This is a genomic window from Chryseobacterium sp. 1B4 (assembly GCF_036631475.1).
GTDB lineage: Bacteria > Bacteroidota > Bacteroidia > Flavobacteriales > Weeksellaceae > Chryseobacterium.
Map to the genome: position 1 here is coordinate 1,016,407 of NZ_JAPNUF010000007.1, position 19,771 is coordinate 1,036,177.

Annotated in this window: 18 protein-coding genes; 1 reads left to right on the plus strand and 17 read right to left on the minus strand. The window is 34.9% G+C overall.

The window, feature by feature from the left end; translation table 11 throughout:
• Positions 1-8 precede the first annotated feature (8 nt).
• The 7 genes from OWR28_RS27030 to OWR28_RS14720 all read right to left on the minus strand — a co-directional run bounded on the left by OWR28_RS27030 (position 9) and on the right by OWR28_RS14720 (position 9,397).
• Complete coding sequence (locus tag OWR28_RS27030) at positions 9-305, minus strand: T9SS type B sorting domain-containing protein (RefSeq protein ID WP_494168471.1); 297 nt, start codon at positions 303-305, stop codon at positions 9-11.
• Positions 215-3,595, minus strand: coding sequence for an FIDD domain-containing protein (locus OWR28_RS14700; RefSeq protein WP_332387232.1), 3,381 nt, complete (start codon positions 3,593-3,595; stop codon positions 215-217). The genes OWR28_RS27030 and OWR28_RS14700 overlap by 91 nt, the downstream gene beginning before the upstream one ends.
• 687 nt (positions 3,596-4,282) lie before the next feature.
• Positions 4,283-5,089: a glycosyltransferase family 2 protein gene (locus tag OWR28_RS14705; protein WP_332387233.1), complete on the minus strand. Its 807-nt coding sequence runs from the start codon at positions 5,087-5,089 to the stop codon at positions 4,283-4,285.
• A gap of 879 nt (positions 5,090-5,968) precedes the next feature.
• A complete protein-coding gene (locus OWR28_RS27035; protein ID WP_494168472.1) occupies positions 5,969-6,349 on the minus strand; it encodes an FISUMP domain-containing protein in 381 nt (126 codons plus the stop codon).
• Positions 6,247-6,849: a hypothetical protein gene (locus OWR28_RS14710; protein WP_332387234.1), complete on the minus strand. Its 603-nt coding sequence runs from the start codon at positions 6,847-6,849 to the stop codon at positions 6,247-6,249. The genes OWR28_RS27035 and OWR28_RS14710 overlap by 103 nt, the downstream gene beginning before the upstream one ends.
• Entirely contained in the window at positions 6,813-7,238 is a 426-nt protein-coding gene (locus OWR28_RS14715) for a phage tail-like protein (protein WP_332387235.1), read from the minus strand. The genes OWR28_RS14710 and OWR28_RS14715 overlap by 37 nt, the downstream gene beginning before the upstream one ends.
• Before the next feature lie 881 nt (positions 7,239-8,119).
• Positions 8,120-9,397 (minus strand): FISUMP domain-containing protein, encoded by a 1,278-nt coding sequence (locus tag OWR28_RS14720; RefSeq protein ID WP_332387236.1) that lies wholly within the window; start codon positions 9,395-9,397, stop codon positions 8,120-8,122.
• 1,022 nt (positions 9,398-10,419) lie between these two features.
• Between OWR28_RS14720 and OWR28_RS14725 the strand changes: the two genes are divergently transcribed.
• A complete protein-coding gene (locus tag OWR28_RS14725; protein ID WP_332387237.1) occupies positions 10,420-10,662 on the plus strand; it encodes a hypothetical protein in 243 nt (80 codons plus the stop codon).
• A 398-nt stretch (positions 10,663-11,060) separates the two neighbouring features.
• On the opposite strand, the gene OWR28_RS14730 is transcribed toward OWR28_RS14725, so the two are convergent.
• The 10 genes from OWR28_RS14730 to OWR28_RS14775 all read right to left on the minus strand — a co-directional run bounded on the left by OWR28_RS14730 (position 11,061) and on the right by OWR28_RS14775 (position 19,319).
• The gene (locus tag OWR28_RS14730) at positions 11,061-11,306 is read right to left on the minus strand and encodes a hypothetical protein (protein ID WP_332387238.1); all 246 of its coding nucleotides are present in this window, start codon (positions 11,304-11,306) and stop codon (positions 11,061-11,063) included.
• Between the two features lie 965 nt (positions 11,307-12,271).
• On the minus strand, positions 12,272-12,865 hold the full coding sequence (locus OWR28_RS14735; protein ID WP_332387239.1) for a Crp/Fnr family transcriptional regulator: 594 nt from the start codon (positions 12,863-12,865) through the stop codon (positions 12,272-12,274).
• Positions 12,866-13,282: 417 nt separating this feature from the next.
• The gene (locus OWR28_RS14740; RefSeq protein WP_332387240.1) at positions 13,283-13,477 is read right to left on the minus strand and encodes a DUF3298 domain-containing protein; all 195 of its coding nucleotides are present in this window, start codon (positions 13,475-13,477) and stop codon (positions 13,283-13,285) included.
• Between the two features lie 651 nt (positions 13,478-14,128).
• Positions 14,129-14,446 (minus strand): coproporphyrinogen III oxidase, encoded by a 318-nt coding sequence (locus OWR28_RS14745; protein WP_332387241.1) that lies wholly within the window; start codon positions 14,444-14,446, stop codon positions 14,129-14,131.
• An 8-nt stretch (positions 14,447-14,454) separates the two neighbouring features.
• A complete protein-coding gene (locus OWR28_RS14750) occupies positions 14,455-15,048 on the minus strand; it encodes a coproporphyrinogen III oxidase (protein WP_332387475.1) in 594 nt (197 codons plus the stop codon).
• 21 nt (positions 15,049-15,069) lie between these two features.
• Positions 15,070-15,612 (minus strand): HemJ family protein, encoded by a 543-nt coding sequence (locus OWR28_RS14755; RefSeq protein WP_332387242.1) that lies wholly within the window; start codon positions 15,610-15,612, stop codon positions 15,070-15,072.
• A gap of 196 nt (positions 15,613-15,808) precedes the next feature.
• Positions 15,809-16,267 (minus strand): porin family protein, encoded by a 459-nt coding sequence (locus tag OWR28_RS14760; protein ID WP_332387243.1) that lies wholly within the window; start codon positions 16,265-16,267, stop codon positions 15,809-15,811.
• A 20-nt stretch (positions 16,268-16,287) separates the two neighbouring features.
• Entirely contained in the window at positions 16,288-17,811 is a 1,524-nt protein-coding gene (locus tag OWR28_RS14765) for a M12 family metallopeptidase (protein WP_332387476.1), read from the minus strand.
• On the minus strand, positions 17,769-18,050 hold the full coding sequence (locus OWR28_RS14770; RefSeq protein WP_332387244.1) for a hypothetical protein: 282 nt from the start codon (positions 18,048-18,050) through the stop codon (positions 17,769-17,771). The genes OWR28_RS14765 and OWR28_RS14770 overlap by 43 nt, the downstream gene beginning before the upstream one ends.
• A 951-nt stretch (positions 18,051-19,001) precedes the next feature.
• The gene (locus OWR28_RS14775; RefSeq protein ID WP_332387245.1) at positions 19,002-19,319 is read right to left on the minus strand and encodes a hypothetical protein; all 318 of its coding nucleotides are present in this window, start codon (positions 19,317-19,319) and stop codon (positions 19,002-19,004) included.
• Positions 19,320-19,771 lie beyond the last annotated feature (452 nt).

Consider the following 19,771-nt stretch of genomic DNA (forward strand, 5'->3'; position numbering starts at 1 on the left):
CATACATTTTAATTTCTGTTCTTTACAAGGATCCACCCTGATTTATTAAATAGCTTACCACTGACAGGATCTTCCCATGAAATCCTATACCAATACGTGCCCGTATTGACCGGCCTTCCTAAGTATTGTCCATCCCATATTGGATTGTTTTCTGATGCTTTAAAAATCTGTTGACCGTACCTGTTGAATATGGTTGCAGAAAAATCTTTCCGTTTTACAATACCGGCAAAGCTGATTGTATCATCCCGTCCATCACCGTTGGGAGTAATGACATTGGGCAGAAAAAAGTATAGTACGACACAGATACATCACAAAGTGTTCCAACATTTCTGACCCTTATGGTGTATTCGGTATTCTTAAGAACATGATAAAATGTATCTGAGCTTTGCCATATCACCCCATTATCAATAGAAAACTCCAGAGGAAGATTTTCATAGTTTTTCACAAGAATCTTTAAAACATCGTTTTCATATATAATCTCAAGAAGATCCGGGACGTGAGTATAAGTAACAACAGCCGAATATGATTTTGAACAAACTCCATTACTGATTGTTATAGTATAGGTTCCCGCCTGGGTTACCTCAATCGTTCTTGTTGTTTCCCCAGTGCTCCACAGATAAGTATAATTAGGACCACTTCCTGCATCAAGTAATCCTTTCTGACCTTCACATATTTCTATATCCTTAAGCAGGGAGGTAATAGCTGGAACTACAGTAATCGTAATATCTGCCTGTGCAGTGCATCCGTTCTGTCCCACCCCTTCCACATGATAGGTTGTTGTAATGTCTGGAGAAACAATCTGTGTATTGCCATTCCCAGCCAGTCCTGTCCATGTATAGGTCAGCGCTCCGGAAGCTGTCAGGGTAATAGATTCCCCTTTACAAATTATCATCTGTGGTGCCGTAAGTACTACAGGAGGCGGAGTTCTATTTTCTGATACAGTAACGGAGCTCTGCTTTACACAACCCATGGGAGTTACGCTGCTGATCGTTAAAGTATACACCCCACCTTTGTCCACGACTGGTGTTAAAGTGTTTCCTCCTGAAACAATATTTCCTCCCAGGCCGGCTGTCCAAAGGAATGTTGCACCAGACTGATATACAGACCCTGTTGCATCTAATATAATACTTGGCTCATTACAGGTAATAGTCTTTGAGGGTGGAGTTATACTGACAACGATCAATGGATCCATCTTTACGGTCACTGTCTCTTGATACTGACATCCTAAAATAGTAGTGACCGTTACGGTATAGATCCCCGGTGTTGTTACGGTAAGGGTATTTCCGGCTGTACCGTTAGACCAAAGAAAGCTGTTTCCGGTACCTTCCGCATTAGCGGTTAGTACCGTAGAATCCCCTTCGCAGAATACCAGACTTCCTATGATCTGCAAATGGGGATCTTCATCTTTATTAATGGTAACGGCTACAGAATCACTCTTACAGGATCCGTTATCATTAACCAAAGTGTACACTCCTGCTGCACTCACAGTAATAGACGGCGTTGTTTCTCCGGTAGACCAGAGATTTCCTGTAGGTAAGCTTGAAGTGAGAATAACCGGAATATCATGACAGATTACCGAAGATGAAACACTGATAATGGGTTCAGGTTTGGTATTGACAATAAGCTGCAATTCTGCAATGCTATAACAGAATCCGTACGATACCCTGACATATAGCGTAGCATTTCCTGAAGAATAAGCTTTGGGATCTGAAATTGAATTGGCATTTCCGGCATTTGCATCAGCTAAATTTTGATAATAAGAGAAACTGGCACCCGGTGCTGAAGAAATAGCTGTTTCAGCATTTTTTAAATTAAATATTGTAGTACTATCTGTTGAGCAGTTGCTGAGCGAAGCATTATGAACAGTCGGTGTTTTCGATATATTTAGGTGAAGAGTGACCTGTTCACAATCCGGGAACTCAGGATCATTTCCACAAAATTTGTATACAATAGTATCCGTTCCTACATATCCCTGATTTGCTGTATAACTAATGTTTCCAGTAGCAAGATCAACTGATGCAGTACCATGGGAAGGCTGTGTAATGATGGTAACACTTCCAGGAACAAGGGTTTGTGAAGAAAGGGTAAACTGAGGAATAATATTGAGATGCTCTCCGCAGATGGAATCATCTTTTGTTGTTTCTTTCAAACAGCTGTGGACCTTATAGACAGGAGTAAGCTTAGGCTCACAGGATCCCACAGTTATTTTTACGGTATAATTACCTCCCTGTATAGGCAAATATATATTTGAAGTAGCCCCTGCAATACTGTTTCCATTCCGGTACCATTGGTACGTATCATAACTGTCATCAACCTCAAGGATAATTCCCGGAGCACATTCGCCGGATTTTTTCATAATGATGGGTACTGAAGAAAAACCTGCAAAATACCCGCCATACCCGGCATTACTATATCCACCATTGATCCCTGCAGTAACCGCTTTGTCCGAAGTAATAGTTGTATTCCCTGTAATATTTTGTATCGAATAAGTTACCCAATTATTATTACCCACGAGAGAATAAGGTCCCTGAACCGTTGTCGGAGTATTTCCATTGACTGTTATGTTAGCACCTGCTTGGGTAAGAATATTCATCCTGACGGATATCGATGATATACTGGGCATTTCATTGATCTTGCCAATTTCATCAATTTTTCTAGGCAGAAAGCAATTTAAGGGAGGGATAAGGTTATATCCGCCGGTATACCCCCCATCTCCCACTCCTACCAGCTGATAGAGGTAGACATTTTTGGAAGCTTTAACATACATATTAAAATGTCCATTGCCCTGATTGATATAAGCATTCGCCAGAATTCTATAGTATTGTCCAGCATTAATAGTCGCAATTGGTATTGTACTGTTGTTCAGAAAGATCTGTGTATCATTTTCAGTAGCAACAACAATGCCTCCGTCTACATTGTGAGGGCTAGTGGAAACACTTTTGATCATTGCAAACTCATTTCCAAGACGTGTTACCGGAATAGACTGGTCCATAATCAGATCAGTACCGTCGCTCGCTGAAGTGGCAAAGAATCCATTGGAGTTACCATTGGTAAGGCTAATAGGTTTATCAGCGCTAATCTTTGCTCCGATAAATCCGTCTCTGTTAGCGATTGTATTGATTATACCTGCAAGGGTATAAGATTGCCCTTTGTTTAAAATAACCGTAAACATTGCAGGTGTAGAGGGGACATTCAAAAAACTTACTGCTGGATTATACCCGGAAATCTTTACAGTTGTCTGATCTTCAGTAGCCAGAATTCCGGCTGTAAAGTTAATAATGTTAGAATTTGTGGTAATTGGAGCTGTTGCTGCAAAAAATTCATTACCAATGCCGGCTCTTCCCTTTGAGGTAATGATCTCTGCATGAGCACCTGCGGCAATTCGCATCGTCATGAAATAAGGTTTTTCCCCTATTGTATGTATTCCTTTATCAGATTTGGAAGCAGCTTCGGAAGTCTCAGTCAGTTTAATATAATTGGGTGTTACTATAAAAGTTGCCGGTGAACCTTTACTGATCGTAACACTTCCGATCTGGCTATTATTACTGTAAATTTTAACAGTAAACGGTGTTGCGGAATCAGTCGAAAAATACAACCCATGAATGTATGAGCTTCCAGAACTGTCAAAGTATGGAGCTATCCAATGTTCCGTATCTCTTTGTCCGAAAAGTTCAGTCACTGAAAAAAAAAGAAAAGAAAAAGTAATGTCTTTTTTATTGTAGAAAAAAATACCTTAGATTTTTTCATATTATGAAAGATAAATTCAGAACTTAAAATTAGCGAATAACGCACTGAAATACAGTATGTAAAATATAGTATTAGTTGGAATTTAATGTAGCTCGTCAGCTACACCATGTCCATAAAAAATTCAGGGTTAAAAATATAAAGGAGAAAAAATATATCATTTTCTCTCCTATCCGTTATTCAGTTAATTGGATTTATTTTATAATTGGTCGTCAAATTGTAAATACTTTCTCAGATTGTTTTTTATGAGTTGTGGTATTGTCTTGTTTAACATAATTCTATCAATTGGACTATTTTTGTTCTCGATATGCCAGGGATCTGTTTTGCATCCCATAAATAAATTGATGATTATAATTGCAACGACTCTGATCAATATTTTTCTTTTCTTTAAAATACGTAAATCTGACATGATATTATATAATTATATTAGGTTAATTTGCTGTGGACTACTGAAATGCAAACTTATCGCATTTTTTTCCCCGACACCTTGAAATCATGTAGTTTTCCATCGAAAATTATATAAAACAATTACTATACATTATGATGGAGAATATCTGGAAAATACTTTAAATGTTTCAATGTTCATCAACCAATTTAATAATCGTTTATTAGTTGTTGATTTTTCTGTTACAGAGACAGCATATTTATCACTATCCCAAAATATTTTACAATGGTCTTGAACTCCCTGCATTGCTACAGGCTCGTGCAGGATTCCATAGTATAATTCCAGGTAATGAGATACAGACAACAAAAATTCCAGGTCTCCCTGCATTGAATATGAAGTAAAAAGACTATCCATTTTTTCGAGCAGCCGATCTCTGCGTACTGTTAGGGTATCAATACTAAACTGATCAAACAAATCAGCCTTATTAAGCTTACCTGGGATAAAAGTTTTGGGATGACATTTATTATAGCCAGGGATTAAACGGTCTTTATAGAGATGATAGTATCTATCTCTGGCTCTCTGTGAATAATAATGGAGCCCAACGGCACCATAGACACCGTCTACATTCTTATTTTTCAACAGTTCTTTTTCAGCATCAAAACGGTTAGGAAGACAATAACTGCCGGCATCAAGAAAAGCAATAAAATCACCGGAAGCATTTTCGATTCCTAAATTTCTGCATGGCATATTATTTTCTTTGTATCTACCCTGATTGTGCCGGAAAAGTTTTACCCTGTCATAAGTTTCCGCAAGATTTTCACATATGACCGGTGAATAATCTGAAGATCCGTATTCTATGAGAAAAACCTCACAAATTTCTTTAAACTGCAGGGCAGACTTCGCAGCATTGGCAACAAACTCTTCTGCATTATAAACTGAAATAATTACTGAAATTTTCATTGAATGGTTATTAGTGATATATTCTATTGTGCTGACAAAATGCAAATACAATCTGTAAACTTCAGCAGAAATAACACCTGCTTTTCTGAATTTGTACAGCATCAATAGACCGGCATTATCACTGAGAATGAAGCTCTACAAAAAGAAAACCTATATTTTCAATCAGATTTAAAGTCAAATAAGCATTCCCAGTATAATGAGCCCGCACGCTATTTAAAATATTTTAATGATATTTATTAAGGTAGATTTTGAATTAATTTCCTTAAGCTTTGTCTGTTCAAATACTTAGATTTGAATAAAAACAAAGACCAAAAAAACCATTGGCCTTTGTCATAAATAATTCAAAAAAATAGATATGAAAAAATATTACTTTGTTAAGCTCCAGATATTTTTGCTTCTTTTAAAAGTAAAGCAATCAATGTACATTGCATAATGAGTCATTTTCATCGCAATATTTGCGGGGGCGCCGTACTGCTACTGCCCGTGAATTATAAATGTTTTTGCATATATCTTCATTTTAATTCATAACAGTCAGTGCAGCTACGGACTATGCTCCCTAATAATACCCACCACTTCTTAAGACATTAGAGGTACAATTTTTATATAGAAACTTTGTGTTTTTTTATTCAAAAAATCATGGCTGTCTTAAGTTGTTGTAACAATATATATAATAAGTAAACATGGCAAGAAGTATAAAATCTGATGATCACGGATATTTTGGTAAAGTATTTCATTATTGAGCTAATTATCTGAAGCTCTTATTTACTATTCTTTTTTAGCTTTTTAGTTTTTTTAAAAGTGTGGCAGATTTCTCTGCCACACAGGTTCGAATGAAGAAACAAACCTTATAATAGTCTATTAATGTACTCGTTAAAAACTTTATTCTGAGATACAGCGTATGGAGTAGCCAACAGAACGGATTCCTAAATTTGTGGTAGCTACATTAGCTACATTGGCGTATAAATTAGTTGCGTATGTGGTTGTCCCCGAGGTTTCCGTACTACTCCAAAAGCCGGAAGTATTGGCGCGATCTTCCAACAAGCCAGTGGAATAGTTGCGACGGCCCGCAGCGGGAAAAGTGAATGTACTACCGTTATTTACAAACTTCTTGGCTACACTAAAATTAGTAGTGCTACCCGGACTGGCGACAAATGTTCCTATATCACTAACAGTACTCGCGGTGATAAATGCATTCCATTCATTTCCTGTAGGTACCCTGAACCCAGTTGGACATGGGTCATTGGCAGTCTTAACAGGAATAGCCTCCGTACCACTGTTCCATGCCTTATTAGCAGAATAAGAGGTGTCCCATCCCGAAATAGCTGCTTCACTCGTGTATGCCGTAGCAGCTGCATTTTTCTTCCCCATTGATAATAACTTCCCATAATAGCCTGGTTAGGAACATCAGGATCCATAGTCGGATCTGCTCCCAGGTTTCGGGTCATCATCTGACGGGTTTGTCCGTTAATAATAATAGGAAGTACATCAGCGAAGGTAGTGTTTGCCTGCACCGGTATATTAAAGCCGCAATTTTCTCCACCTAAATTAATATTGAAAGTAGCAGAACCAGCAGCTGAAGGAGTTCCCACAATATTAAAAATTAAAGTACCACTGCCATTATTAAGCGTTCCGGAAGGAAGAACCGCCGTAAGATTCGTTACACCGATAGAAGGAATAATTAATTCCGAATAAACACCACCATTACCTCCGTTATACGGGACAATTACACTAACACCGGAAGCTGGACTTGTTGCTTCCAAAATCCCACGCTTGTGGCCGCGGAACAGAGAAGCTGTGTTAACGCCGCTGTACTCGTTCCACTGGATAACATTTTTATCCATCGGTTACTTCCGGCATCAAAGTAATAAAACCCCTTGGAATCCATTCCTTCTACCTGGCCGGTACGGTTACCAGGTTCAGGAGGAGCCGTTACAAAAACAAGTGTAGCATCCTGATCATTACCATATGCTGTTGCAGCTTCAGCTGCTTTTAGAGCATTACCTGTGATTCTGGGAATAATAAGTCCCTCAGAAGTACTGCCGTCTGTCGTTTTACTTTTCACATCCAAAGTAGCCTTGGGAACGAGATTATTGATTCCCATCTGTCCATAGATTAGAGCACCAACCAAACAGAAGGGTAATAAATACATGTTTCTCATTTGTTTAAATATTTTAATGGTTATTGTTATTAATACAGGAAAACTTTAATTTCCTTCATATGCGAACACTCTCTATCTCTCTTTCACATACTGTATTTCAATCTACTATTTTGATTACATACAATATCACTGTCATAAATATGTAGTTTTATCACTCAATGACACTACAAATATAACTTCATACAAGTAATTAAACAACTGATTACCAGTCATATTATCACTAATACAGTGTAGTTTATTATCTAAAGAGACTTCCGCTTTTGGCTGTATATATCATACCAAAGAATACCAAAGGCATGAAGTTAAAATTATGCCATATACTTATCGAAGTGTATATGTAAAACTAATTAACTGCTAAGATTTTAAAATACACTATGCAGATAACAGAATCCTATATTATGGTTCAAAAACACTTAGAGTTTGTAAAAAACAAAGAGCAGTCTAGTTTGATCTTTGCTATATATAATTCAAAAAAAGTAGGTCTGAAAAAATATTTAATTATTGATTCAAAAGACTGGGACAGCCCGGTTTGTTTTGAAAACATTTCAAAGAAGTATTTGCGGATCTCCGTACCCCTGCTGAATTGACATATAAATGTTTTTACATCTCTTTATTTCGATTCATACAGCCAATACACTTACGGACTATACTCCATTATAATGATCATCGCTTAAGACGTAGGAGTACAATTTTTACGTTGAACTTTATGTTTTTTAATTCAAATAGATCTTAGCTGTCTTAACTTGCTGTGACAATATGTCGACAATAAATAGTTTTTTAAAGTGCAGCAAATTGCTTTACCGCGCAGTTTCAAATAAAGATGCAAACTTTCCAACAGTCTATTAATAGGCTAATCAATTATCGGTAAAAATTTATTCTGAAATACAGCGCATTGTAAAGCCCCAACTACGCTCGTTACTACCTCCCGTAGACACAGTAGTACCTGCGAAGTCAAAGCTAGCGGCATTTGCATTGTTCTCTGTACTGGTCCAATAACGGCCGTTGTAACCACGTGCATACAATGCCCCTGTGCTATTGGTACGGCTTCCTGCCGTAGGGAAGGTAAATATCACACCATTGTTGGTAAATACTTTTGCAGAAGTGAAATTGGTTGTTCCATTTGAAGCGGTTGTTGCCCATGTTCCTATATTAGGCTGAACGATACTGGCTGAAATAAAGCCTTGCCATTCATTTTTGGTAGGTACCCTGAAACCCTCAGGGCATGGATCATTAATTGTTTTTACAGGCGCTGCCTCTGTTCCTGAGTTCCATGCTTTATTAGCCGCTGCCGCGGTACTCCACCCAGATATAGCCGCTGCGGAAGTATAAGCCGTAGCAACTGGATTTTTCTTTCCCCACTGGTAATAGTTCCCCATTATTGCCTGATTAGGAATATTAGGATCCAGCGTGATATCAGCTCCCAAATTATGTGTCATCATCTGGCGGTTCTGACCATTAATAAACACCGGAACTATATCCGGAAAGCTGCTTGCTGGCTGAACGGGTATGGTAAATCCACAATTCTGTCCACCCAGTGAAAGATCAAAAACAGCAGTACCTGCAGCTGAAGGAGTACCTATAATATCAAAAGTGAGCGTACCGCTTCCGTTATTAAGCGTTCCAGAAGGAAGAACCGCTGTAAGATTTGTTACCCCACTTGAAGGAATATTGATCCCTGAATAAACACCTCCATTCCCCAGATTATATGGAATGGTAACAGTCACTCCTGCAGCAAGATCATTGGCTTCCAGGACACCTAAATTTGTAGAGGAAGAGCATAGGAGCTGGCCTATATTAGCCGTACTGGTTCCACTGGAAATCATCTTCACCCAGCGATTGCTGCCGGCATCGAAATAATAAAATCCGGGAGAATCCATTCCTTCTACCTGACCGGTACGGTTATCTGGATCTGGTGCGTCTGTTACATATACTAAGGCAGAATGCTGCGCATTGGTATATACTCCAGATGTTTCAGCCGCTTTAAGAACATTACCAGTTAAACGCGGAAGCATTAATCCCTCAGAAGTGCTTCCGTCTGTAGTTTTACTTTTTACATCCAAGGTGATTTGTGGTGTTACATTGTTGACTCCTACCTGCCCGAAGGATAAAGTACCAACGAAGAACAGAGGTAATAAATACAGCTTTTTCATTTGTTTAAATATTTTAATGATTATTTTGTTTATGAATACAGGAAACCCTGATTTCTACTCAGCTGTGCACACTCCAATCTACTCTTAACGTCTGATAACATGTTTTTCAGTGTGCTATTTCGATTACATTCAATATTAAGTTGTAAACCTGTAGTTTTATCGCCTAATGGTATTACGAATTTAACGCTTCATCAGTAATTATATAACTGAAATTCAGTAGTATTATCACTATTAAAGTGTAGTTTTTTACCCAATCAACAAATCGTGCATAAAAATAAGGCTATATCCGCTTTAAGTCCTGAATACTCCTACAAGCAACAGTATAAGTTATCAGCTTGAATTAAATTTATTCTTGCCGCATAATATTATTAAAAGTGAAAACTAACTTTCAAAGAATTCCCGTAGCATTAAAAAGACTAGCCTTATTATATTTGGCCGTAAAGAGGAGAATACTTCACGGTTATTTTTACATTGAACAAAAGGATTGATAATACATTTACAGCAATCTCAATATATCATATTTTCACTAATGATTTGTAGTTTTACCTTTACGTAATATAACCGGTCGGCGTCTGAAATACCATCTGATTCCCCATTTATTTCACAACTTTCTGGGCTTCTTTGAGCAGTAAAAATTACACTCAAAAAAAGAAAATAATATCAAAAAAATACGCATGCATAGTATATTCTTCAATTAATAATTAATAAGAATGACAGTATTTTTTTATACATAAAGACAACTCCACTGAATTATAATATTTAAAATCCACACCGTTGAAATTAAATACCAACATGGGCACACATTTCTAATATTCAACACCTTACTATTTCCAAAAGAAATAACACACTTGCTTTTAGCTGATTTTTTAACTAGTTTTGAACAACATTATCACCCAGTTTTTTCTAAATAGCGTGCTGGAATAAAAGCTTATTAATTATAATCAAGTGCAAAACTGATATAATCTTTGGCCGGAATCCAATCATCTGACTACCTCATAACTTTAATAATAAAACTACTCACCATGGATTACAAACACGCATTAGACCACAAAAAAGAAATCTTAAAAAGTTTGAAAGACCTGAGGAACTATAGTGATTCTGAGATTATGATTCTGCCTGCAAAAGCGGAAGATTTTCAAAGATATATGCATGAATACAGGAAAAATCCTAAAAAGTTTAACGATCAATCCTGTATTGGGTTTTCAACGGACAATAAATTTATGGTATACAGAATCTCTAAAGACCAGATTCTGAACTGCAGATAAGACAGTCGCAACTCCCGGCATTTTATTATTTTTTAATTGAATGACGATTAAATAAATCTTTATTACAGAAGAAATTATCCCGAAAAAATCTATTACATCCTTTGTTGTTTAGAATATGTTTACCATCCAACCATAATATGGCGAGGGCTCAATAATCTGAATAATGTTCTGAATAAAATCTTATAAGTAAGCCAGCAGAGCGCTTTTTACAGGAAAAGCCATCTATGCGTTTCTGTTAAAACAAAAACTTTATCGAATGAAACATTGCTGAGAAATTGATTGGCATTGTATATATCTTTTAATTGAACATCGATGAGAATACAATCGAATACAGATAAAAAATACAGTGTGTTATTTCAAAATGATTCTAAATTTTCCGACTTGGCTTCCTGAGGCCATCAAACTTTTTGTATGACAATGCTGTAATCACCTACCTGGTTCAGCTCGTATTCAAAGTCTTTCCCGAAAGGGCCGTCAATACTTCGCTGATTTAATTCAATGTTATTAAAGCGGATATTATCCTGACCAGACTCAGGTATGATACGTCCGGAAATTTTCGTCCGCCTCACATTTCTCAGTTTGAGTACTAATTTCTGATTTTCATTAGTCAGCTCTTCCTCAATTTCAACAGGAAATTGATGCATATTCACAATCCGAGTAACAACTGTATTGGTAACAGTGCGCTCATCATTTTGACTGTTAGCTGTATTAAACGTATCAATTACCGGGCTATTTTGTGTTGCTGGATGAAGGGAACTTTCTTTGTTACATGATTTATTTGAACATGATAAGATCAGTAACCCTGACAGAAAAAAAGTACATAATTTTTGCATAAGATTATTTTTTATACTTATATAATGATTTCAACATCTCTAATTTTCCGGAACTGTAATTAACCCTCTCCAAGTTTTTATAATGCTGTTTGTGACTTCTTCTTAACGCAATATTTTTTGTATTTGATATTACATTTAAAAAGAAAATGAAAATCCGGTAATAGTCTTACCCACTACCGGATAATTAAAAACAAATAATTCAGACTTAAATATTTCAAATGTTGTTTATTGATGAAATACTCTCTTAAGATTTATACAAATCTAAAAAGATATTTTCCATAAATTCATTCTTAAACACTCATATTATTATTAGCAAAATGTAGTTTTTCAACTATTTAAACCACCCATAATAGCTGCATAAAATCAAATACAGCTTCTATATTACCTCATCTAAAAAATAAAATAAGAGCTCAGATTATCTTCTATAAACTTGACTACAATACATGCTTAAGGTTGTCAAGGTGATTACTGTCACAGTAATAGCAGCAGTACTATATTTTTCAGATATCAATCGGCAATGCCGGGATGTATCAGCTCATATCTAACACCAGCCATTTTCCTATCTGACAGAATATGATCGCAAAAAGCAAAGGATACGCATCATATTTAAATACGTAAATTCTCTTTTATGCCACAAAAATATTTGAAGTACATCGCCGATGTCATAGTTTTTAGGATTTCTAAAGTTTCATTGTAACTATATCAATAATTTGGCTTACCTGCAAAACAAGCCTCTGATAATACTCAAAAACTTGCTATTTGCTGCCAAAATAAGGTTAATAAAAAATTTTTCCGTTCCTGATGGTAACAATCTTGTCCTTTTCCATTTTTTTTAATGCTCTGATAACTGTTTCCTCACAGAGACCTGTAAGACAGGCCATTTGATTCCTGGTTAGTGGCACCTTAAAAGAATACATGAATTTTTTTTTCTGAAAACTTTTCAGATAATCCAGCAGGCCTCTGATTTTTACTGCAGGGCTTAGTGAGGTAAGATATTTTTTAATAATGCATTCATCATACATCCCATGTGAAAGGTTTCTTACCATGACTGACAATAATTCCGTACTCTGCCCTACTAAATCAAGAAAAGCTCTCTTAGCAAGCCTTACGACACAGCTCTCAGTCACAGTTTCCGCATTCATTGGATATGGCCTTTCCGCGAAAAGCACATATTCTCCAAAACTCTGTCCGTCTGAAAATATATTGTGAATAAACTCTTTACCTTCTTCTTTATAACTGTTAAGTTTTACTTTTCCATTTATTATCTGATAATAATAAAAAGGAAATTCATCTTCACAAAAAATCAGTTCGTTTGGTTTATAACACCTAATTTCTCCTTTTGCTAAAAGCAAATCTTCATCTATCTTCATACTACTCCTTTTAAAAAAGTTGAATAAAATTACTTAGGTTATAGTTTTATAGTAGTTTTAGCTTTGATACTGAGTAAAGGACTGCATGAAAATCATATCAGGAACACTTACTTGCTATTAAGACACACAGTAGGTATATGCTGATTACAGATCCTCTTTTCTTTTCAGTATTTGGAAAATGCCAGGTATCTGAAGAAATATATGCATCTAAGAATCATACACCAGATACCACAATACTTTATTAAATAATCAATAATTATATCATTAAAAAATCAAATGTAATTAGTTCATTTTTAAAATCCCTTTGAATACACTTCGTATTATCACTAAAAAAATGTAAAATTTCAACTAATTATCAAAAATCAGGTGCTGACTAAGAAACTCATGATAAGCCATCTATCCACTGAACTTTGTACATTACTTTTCTTTCATAATATTCATTCTCTGTTTGAACTCAGGGTCTAAGGTTCCATTTAATTCATCCCATGATATAGGAATCACAAAATCTATATTGGAAGAAGAAAGGATTTCATAAGAATTATAATGGAAATTTAAACCTTTTTCATCAAAATAAAAATTATCCGTGCTGGGAATCTCACGCAAACCATTCATTTTAAATATTCTCTCATCAAATTCATTAATTCGTAAATCGCCAGCTACATTGAAAAAATTTTATACATATTTCTTTTTAAAAGCGCTAAAATAATATGCTTTGGTAGACAGGTTATGTCATTGAGGGTCATTTCTTTATTATTCTTAAGATCAAACATTTTATCAGTGTAAAAGCGCTTTTTAATTTTATTAGCTTCATTATGGATATCAGTATATTGAACATGCATATACTGATGGAGCAAAAATCTGACTTGCATATCATTCTCATAAATATATAAACCGTTTATTTTTTTGTTTTATAGCGGTCAAGTAAATAATCATAATGTTCCAACAGATCCTTTTCTGCGGAAACTTTAAGTTCCACCTTAGAAAAGTGATCCATGCCTTTATATCTGAAATAAATACGCTTCAGCAAATTCGTATTTTGTACAAAAGGAAAATAAAGTGGTCTTGAAGAATAGATCAAAGACAGTGAATCTGCAACTTTTATTGTATCCGTGATGTTAAGTGAGTCTATAGTGTATATCTCCTTTTCAGTCTTAGGGTGTAATTCAGCTTTTTTACACGCTGTTGTCAGAAGAAAAAAATACCTGATATAACAATTAAATTTTTCATAATAATATCTTGTATTAGAATCTGGTGTGTCAATTATTAATTACCGATATTGACCCAGTCCCTGGGTTTAAGCCATTCTTCTAATTTTGCTTCAGGACTTCCAGCCAATGGATGATAATCATATTTCCATTTTGCAATGGGAGGAAGACTGATAAGAACCGACTCCATACGGCCATTGGTCTGAAGCCCAAATAACGTTCCCTGGTCATGGATTAAATTAAATTCTACATACCGCCCACGGCGATAAGCTTGCCATTCCCTGTGCACCTCAGTAAAAGGAGTGTCCTTGTTCTTAATGACCAGAGGAATATAAGCCCTTAGAAATGCATTTCCATTAGACCGGGAAAAATCCAAAATATCTTCTAAGCTTTTTCATTGTCAGGACGCAAATAATCATAAAATATACCTCCAATTCCTCTAGGCTCATTATTACGATGTTTATTCACAAAATATTCATCACAGTTTCTTTTAAACAACGGATAAAGTTCTCTACCGAAAGCATCACATACCTCTTTAAATGTATTATGAAAATGAGAGCCATCACTTTCTTCAAGATAGAAAGGAGTTAAATCTGCACATCCTCCGAACCAGCAATCTCTTAATCTTCCTTTTTTATCATAAAGTTCGAAATAACGAAAATTAGCATGTACAGTAGGAATAAAGGGATTAACCGGATGGATTACCAGGGAAATACCACAGGCCGTAAAACGGCCGTCTGATACCTCTTGCTTACGTAAAAAAATCTCAGGTAATCTACCATCGACAATAGAAGTGCTTACACCTGCCTTTTCAAATACTTGACCGCCTTCCATAACATGAGTACGGCCACCACCTCCTTCAGGATGCCGCCATATATCTTGCCTGAAAAGCGCTTGTCCATCTATGGTCTCCAGCACATCACATATTTGAACCTGGAGCACATGGATAAAGTTTATAAATTCATTTTTAATATTCATCTTCAAAATAAATAAAGTTTATTATTCTTCCTTTTTCAGTAATTTTAATATTGCTACCAATATAAACAGGAGAATGATCATTTCTATAATAACACGCTCAGCAGGAAGTGATAATGTATATTTTAAAGCAACACTCAAACTCAGCAGAAATAGAAGCAGAAGACCCATTTCATTGATTTGCTTTAATTTTATACTGGAAACTTTTAAATTATATCCCTGTAGTTCTTTTAAATGCCGGATTTGTTCTAAAAACCAATAATGATACATGGTCAGCATACAGAGAAAGATAAGTTTCAAATCAAACCACTGCATCGCTACTAGCTTTTTGTTTAAAAGGAACATGATTAATCCCGTTGCCAACATGATTAGCCCACCAGGTATAATCACTATATTCCATATTCTTTCAATTGCAAAGACATATTGCGTCCTTAAAATTTTCTTTGTTACGCTTGAACACTTATTGGTATCTCTATAACAAAGAAAAAGCTTTCCTATATACAATACCCCTGTAAAATAGTATAGTACAGACAGAATATGCAACACTTTAATTGTAATACAGAACATACAGGAATCTAAAATTAAAGATTAGTTTTTTGTTTTTATAACATATCCAATCATCAAGTGAAAACTTCTGTTGTAAACATATTTTGTATGAACAACATTTTGCAGTCCAAGGTCATACTGTCCTCTAACATAAATTCCTAAGGGTGACTGATACCCCAAACCAAAATTGAATCCATAATCAAATCGTCGAACCTGATTAATATCTTCCCCAAAAAGTATATCTTTTCTGTTTTTTTATTTCCCTATCCGAATCGGTCACGGTTGTACGAGTATAGCCTCCCAAGGCAACACCAGCATACATACCGCCTGACACAAATAATCCCCCCAATGTTTCCGAATTAAAATAATAAATGATATTCGCCGGGAATTCAAAGTAATTGATTACTCTCCTTGTGTTTACAGTTGAATTTTGTTTTGATATAGTCCTTTGGGCTCCTTTAGGTGAATAAAATAATCCAGAATTAAAACATACTTTTTTACTAAACCGTAACCGGGCCGAAACGCCTGCATTAAATCCTGATACATTTGAAATACCGGAAGCTTCATTGGTATGCACATTAGATGCTCCAAAACCTACTTCTGCCGCAAAATTAATTTTTTGAGCAGTCAATACCAATGGAAGCATCAACAGTAAAATGACAGATTGTTTTTTCATATATGTATAAATTAACTGATTTATTTACGTATATCTAAGAATAGCATACCTTGTGCTGCATACCCTTCAAACTGAGCATTAGCAATCTTCCCATCAATCCCATCAGGATCAATGGTTCCATAAATGTAACCGCTGTTCTGGTCTATGATTGTGGTCAGATAGGGCGAAGATCCCTGATAGGTAACTTCACCAGCGTATGATGATTGGCTAAAATTGAGATCATCACTCGAATTCCCGTCATTGAAATCCAGCTGTTTGAGCTTACAACCAGCATAAGTAAAACCATTAGCTGTATAATCCAATACAATATTTTGTCCCGGTGCCAATGAGAATTTCTTATTGGCACAGTCTGTAAACCTCATAACGATATGATCTAAAGTGGCATAGTTAATATTCCTTATTTTTAAACTGCCAGGAGTATATTTGTCAAAGGAATGTACTTTTCCATCAGTATTGACGTTTGAATTCCATCGTTTTAAGTAGATATAGGAAGTGTAGTTATCTTTTTTTGAAGACTCTACAATCGCTTTACCACTACCTCCGTCAATACCATCTCTATTGGTAAGATGGTAATAGACGGCACTTTCTGGATGAATATAATCTTTAATAAGTACCATTGATCCATCCGAATCAATAGGATCATGTACTTGAATAAAATATTGAATATCATTTGATCCTGACCAGCTCAGCTTCAAATAATTTTTTATATCGTTCCCATTATTTAATCCTATTTGCTGTACAACAGCACCGTCATAAGTGTATCTATTTTTTAAATCATCATAATACAATACGATTTCTTCCTCAGGATTTAATGCAAAAATATCAGGATCACTTCCCTCTGTCCTTATTTTTACTCTGATAACATTATAATCGACATTTCTTAGAATTATTTTACGGCTGTAATAACGACGAACAAGCATGATATCTTTGGGAGTTAAACCAGAAACTGGTCGCTCTACAATACTTCCGTCTTTTTTAGTGAACAGTGGAAGAGACTTGCTAATCAGAAGATCCCTTAAAGCGATATTGTTTCTAGGATATGAACCATACATCATTACGGAATTCATGTCAAATGGAAAAGGATCGCCCAAGTTGCTCTGTTCAATTTTTAAATTGTTAATTATTGTCTGATACGAAGACCCAAAATTATCTTTTATAAAACTAAACGTTTCGGGTTTCATATTAATATAATCCTTTCTGCTAGACTTTTGGTGTTCATGAATTAAACCCACAATGTGACCTATTTCGTGAATAATACTTTGAAGATCACATGTAGGGCTAAGATCAACAATGCTTTTTCCCCCGTTTACAGGATATCCAACAGTAGCTCTGCAACCGAAATTTACTTTTTTGAAATAGACTTTTTCATTGCCTGGAACCTCCATAAAAAGAAGATTGGTTTTACTATTCCAATGTTGTATTGCTTTATTAATTAAAGCTAATTCTGAACCTGAAAAAGCAGGGTCAGTTTTAAAGGTGATGGGTCCTGCCGGCCATAGAGTTACATTAATATCAGCAATCTGATCCCAATCTTCAAGAAAAATTTATTTGCCTTGTCATGAGTACTCAATTCTCTGACCTCATTTCTGAAAAGAATTATATCATCTCCAACAATATAATCTCCTTCATTGTTTTTCCATGCAAGAAGCTTCTGTCCTCTGTAATCAATATCGACCATTGCTTCCCTATTCCCATAGGGCTGGTCCTTTGTTTGGTTTTGAAAATCATCTTCTTTACAGGAAAATACAATAATACCTGCAACTGCTAGTAATAAAAGTTTCATATCTATTTACTTTAAAATGGTTACTCTGGTGATTATCATGACTAATGATCATTCGTTTCAATAAGTTATCTGTAATAAACATAATGTTATCGATGGACATTTCATTTTCGAAGTGTCCAAGTAATAGATAGCTGATTATTAAGTTTTATGAAAGTTTAAAGCAGAAATTGTAATAAATTCTTCAGCAATAGTTATACACTGACAAAACCGAAAAATCCTACTCTTGTGAATTGAATAACCTTTAACTGCTTTATTTCTGCGTCTGTCATTACAACAAGCAAATTATCAGACAATTTTATTGCGGGTAAAAAATTAACATGTAAAATGTCCATTACAAAAGTAAAAACAAAAATTTCACCATTACTTATAAACACGTGTAGTTTTAACTGGAATTCCAGGCAGTTGTTAAACGACAACAATCCCACGGACCGTTTCTTGGTTAATAAATCTGGGAATATTGATGATAACTAAAAAAGGAATTCAGATGTTTTATAAACTGTAATCTGAACTCCTTAATAAATGAATTATGAAAATAAAGTTTTTAATGCAAAAAAATACAGGGCTTTAGATATAAAACCCTGTGAGGGAACTACATTAATTTTCTCATCACTTTGCTAAAAATGAATTAAAAATCTATTACACAAACATAAAGACAAAATATCTATTATAACCATCAGAACACGTCATATTATCATTAATTACATATAGTTTTTTAATTACATAACTAAATTTTATCAATAATCTAGATTAATAAACAAAAGAGAATAATTAAACTAAAAGCCATTTCCTGAAGAACAAGAAATGGCAAAACAAAGACATATAGTTGAAAGTGATCGATCTGAAATCTATAAATGAGTATTAAGTTTTTGCTGGACTTGACGTAAAAATTGATAAGCTTCTACTGAAGTTTTTGTTTCTAATGAGAAAGAAAGAACATTTTCTTTAATATTTCTATAGTAAACACTTTCCTTCCAATTGATATAATTGCGCACGTTCATTTTTTCTTAAAATAATTTGAACACATTCTTTGTCAATTTCTATTGATCCAAAAGGGGAGAGATTATTTGTTATTGCTGATAACTGTGTATTACCGAATTGAATACTAATTATATGTTTTTTAAGATATTTCATATGCCTTATTTCAGGTATATACTCACCGGTCAGCCATAAACAATATGCACTTTGTTCATAAGCTATCCAGGAAGCTCCATTTTTATAAAACACTATAACCTTTCCATTTTCTTTTGAAATAATGTTTTTAATATTCATAAATGTATTGCTGTAACATTAAACCATAAGCCACTGCGGATTAAATTCAATGTCCGGCAATCAGTTTTGCTTCCCAAATTTATTTTGAACAATGGCTACTATTTTCACTATCTAAATTTACACTTATTAAAAACTTACACGATAGCACTTGTTGTAGATTTATCTCTATGTATATACAAAATTATAACTACATCCGAGTAAATCAGCACAACTACTTCATTATCAAAACATAACAGAAAATCAATTTCTCTAAGATATCATTTGATGCTGGATATGTAGATTTTAATTGATACTAAATGAAATATAATACTATATTAAATGAAATACAAAACTACACTGCGAGATAATTCTATGACCTAAATTTGTATTACAAAGATGAGAAAAGAAAATATCTACTATTCACATTGATAATAGTGTTGTCCTTTACTCCTGATGCTTCACAAATTATAGAT

Excerpts from the sequence above, each read along its gene's own strand:
- OWR28_RS14705 (WP_332387233.1), bottom strand. The coding sequence starts at position 5,089 with ATGAAAATTTCAGTAATTATTTCAGTTTATAATGCAGAAGAGTTTGTT.
- OWR28_RS14715 (WP_332387235.1), bottom strand. The coding sequence starts at position 7,238 with ATGTATTTATTACCCTTCTGTTTGGTTGGTGCTCTAATCTATGGACAG.
- OWR28_RS14720 (WP_332387236.1), bottom strand. The coding sequence starts at position 9,397 with ATGAAAAAGCTGTATTTATTACCTCTGTTCTTCGTTGGTACTTTATCC.
- OWR28_RS14725 (WP_332387237.1), top strand. The coding sequence starts at position 10,420 with ATGGATTACAAACACGCATTAGACCACAAAAAAGAAATCTTAAAAAGT.
- OWR28_RS14730 (WP_332387238.1), bottom strand. The coding sequence starts at position 11,306 with ATGCATCAATTTCCTGTTGAAATTGAGGAAGAGCTGACTAATGAAAAT.
- OWR28_RS14735 (WP_332387239.1), bottom strand. The coding sequence starts at position 12,865 with ATGAAGATAGATGAAGATTTGCTTTTAGCAAAAGGAGAAATTAGGTGT.
- OWR28_RS14740 (WP_332387240.1), bottom strand. The coding sequence starts at position 13,477 with ATGAATGGTTTGCGTGAGATTCCCAGCACGGATAATTTTTATTTTGAT.
- OWR28_RS14750 (WP_332387475.1), bottom strand. The coding sequence starts at position 15,048 with ATGAATATTAAAAATGAATTTATAAACTTTATCCATGTGCTCCAGGTT.
- OWR28_RS14755 (WP_332387242.1), bottom strand. The coding sequence starts at position 15,612 with ATGTTCTGTATTACAATTAAAGTGTTGCATATTCTGTCTGTACTATAC.
- OWR28_RS14760 (WP_332387243.1), bottom strand. The coding sequence starts at position 16,267 with ATGAAAAAACAATCTGTCATTTTACTGTTGATGCTTCCATTGGTATTG.
- OWR28_RS14770 (WP_332387244.1), bottom strand. The coding sequence starts at position 18,050 with ATGAAACTTTTATTACTAGCAGTTGCAGGTATTATTGTATTTTCCTGT.
- OWR28_RS14775 (WP_332387245.1), bottom strand. The coding sequence starts at position 19,319 with ATGAATATTAAAAACATTATTTCAAAAGAAAATGGAAAGGTTATAGTG.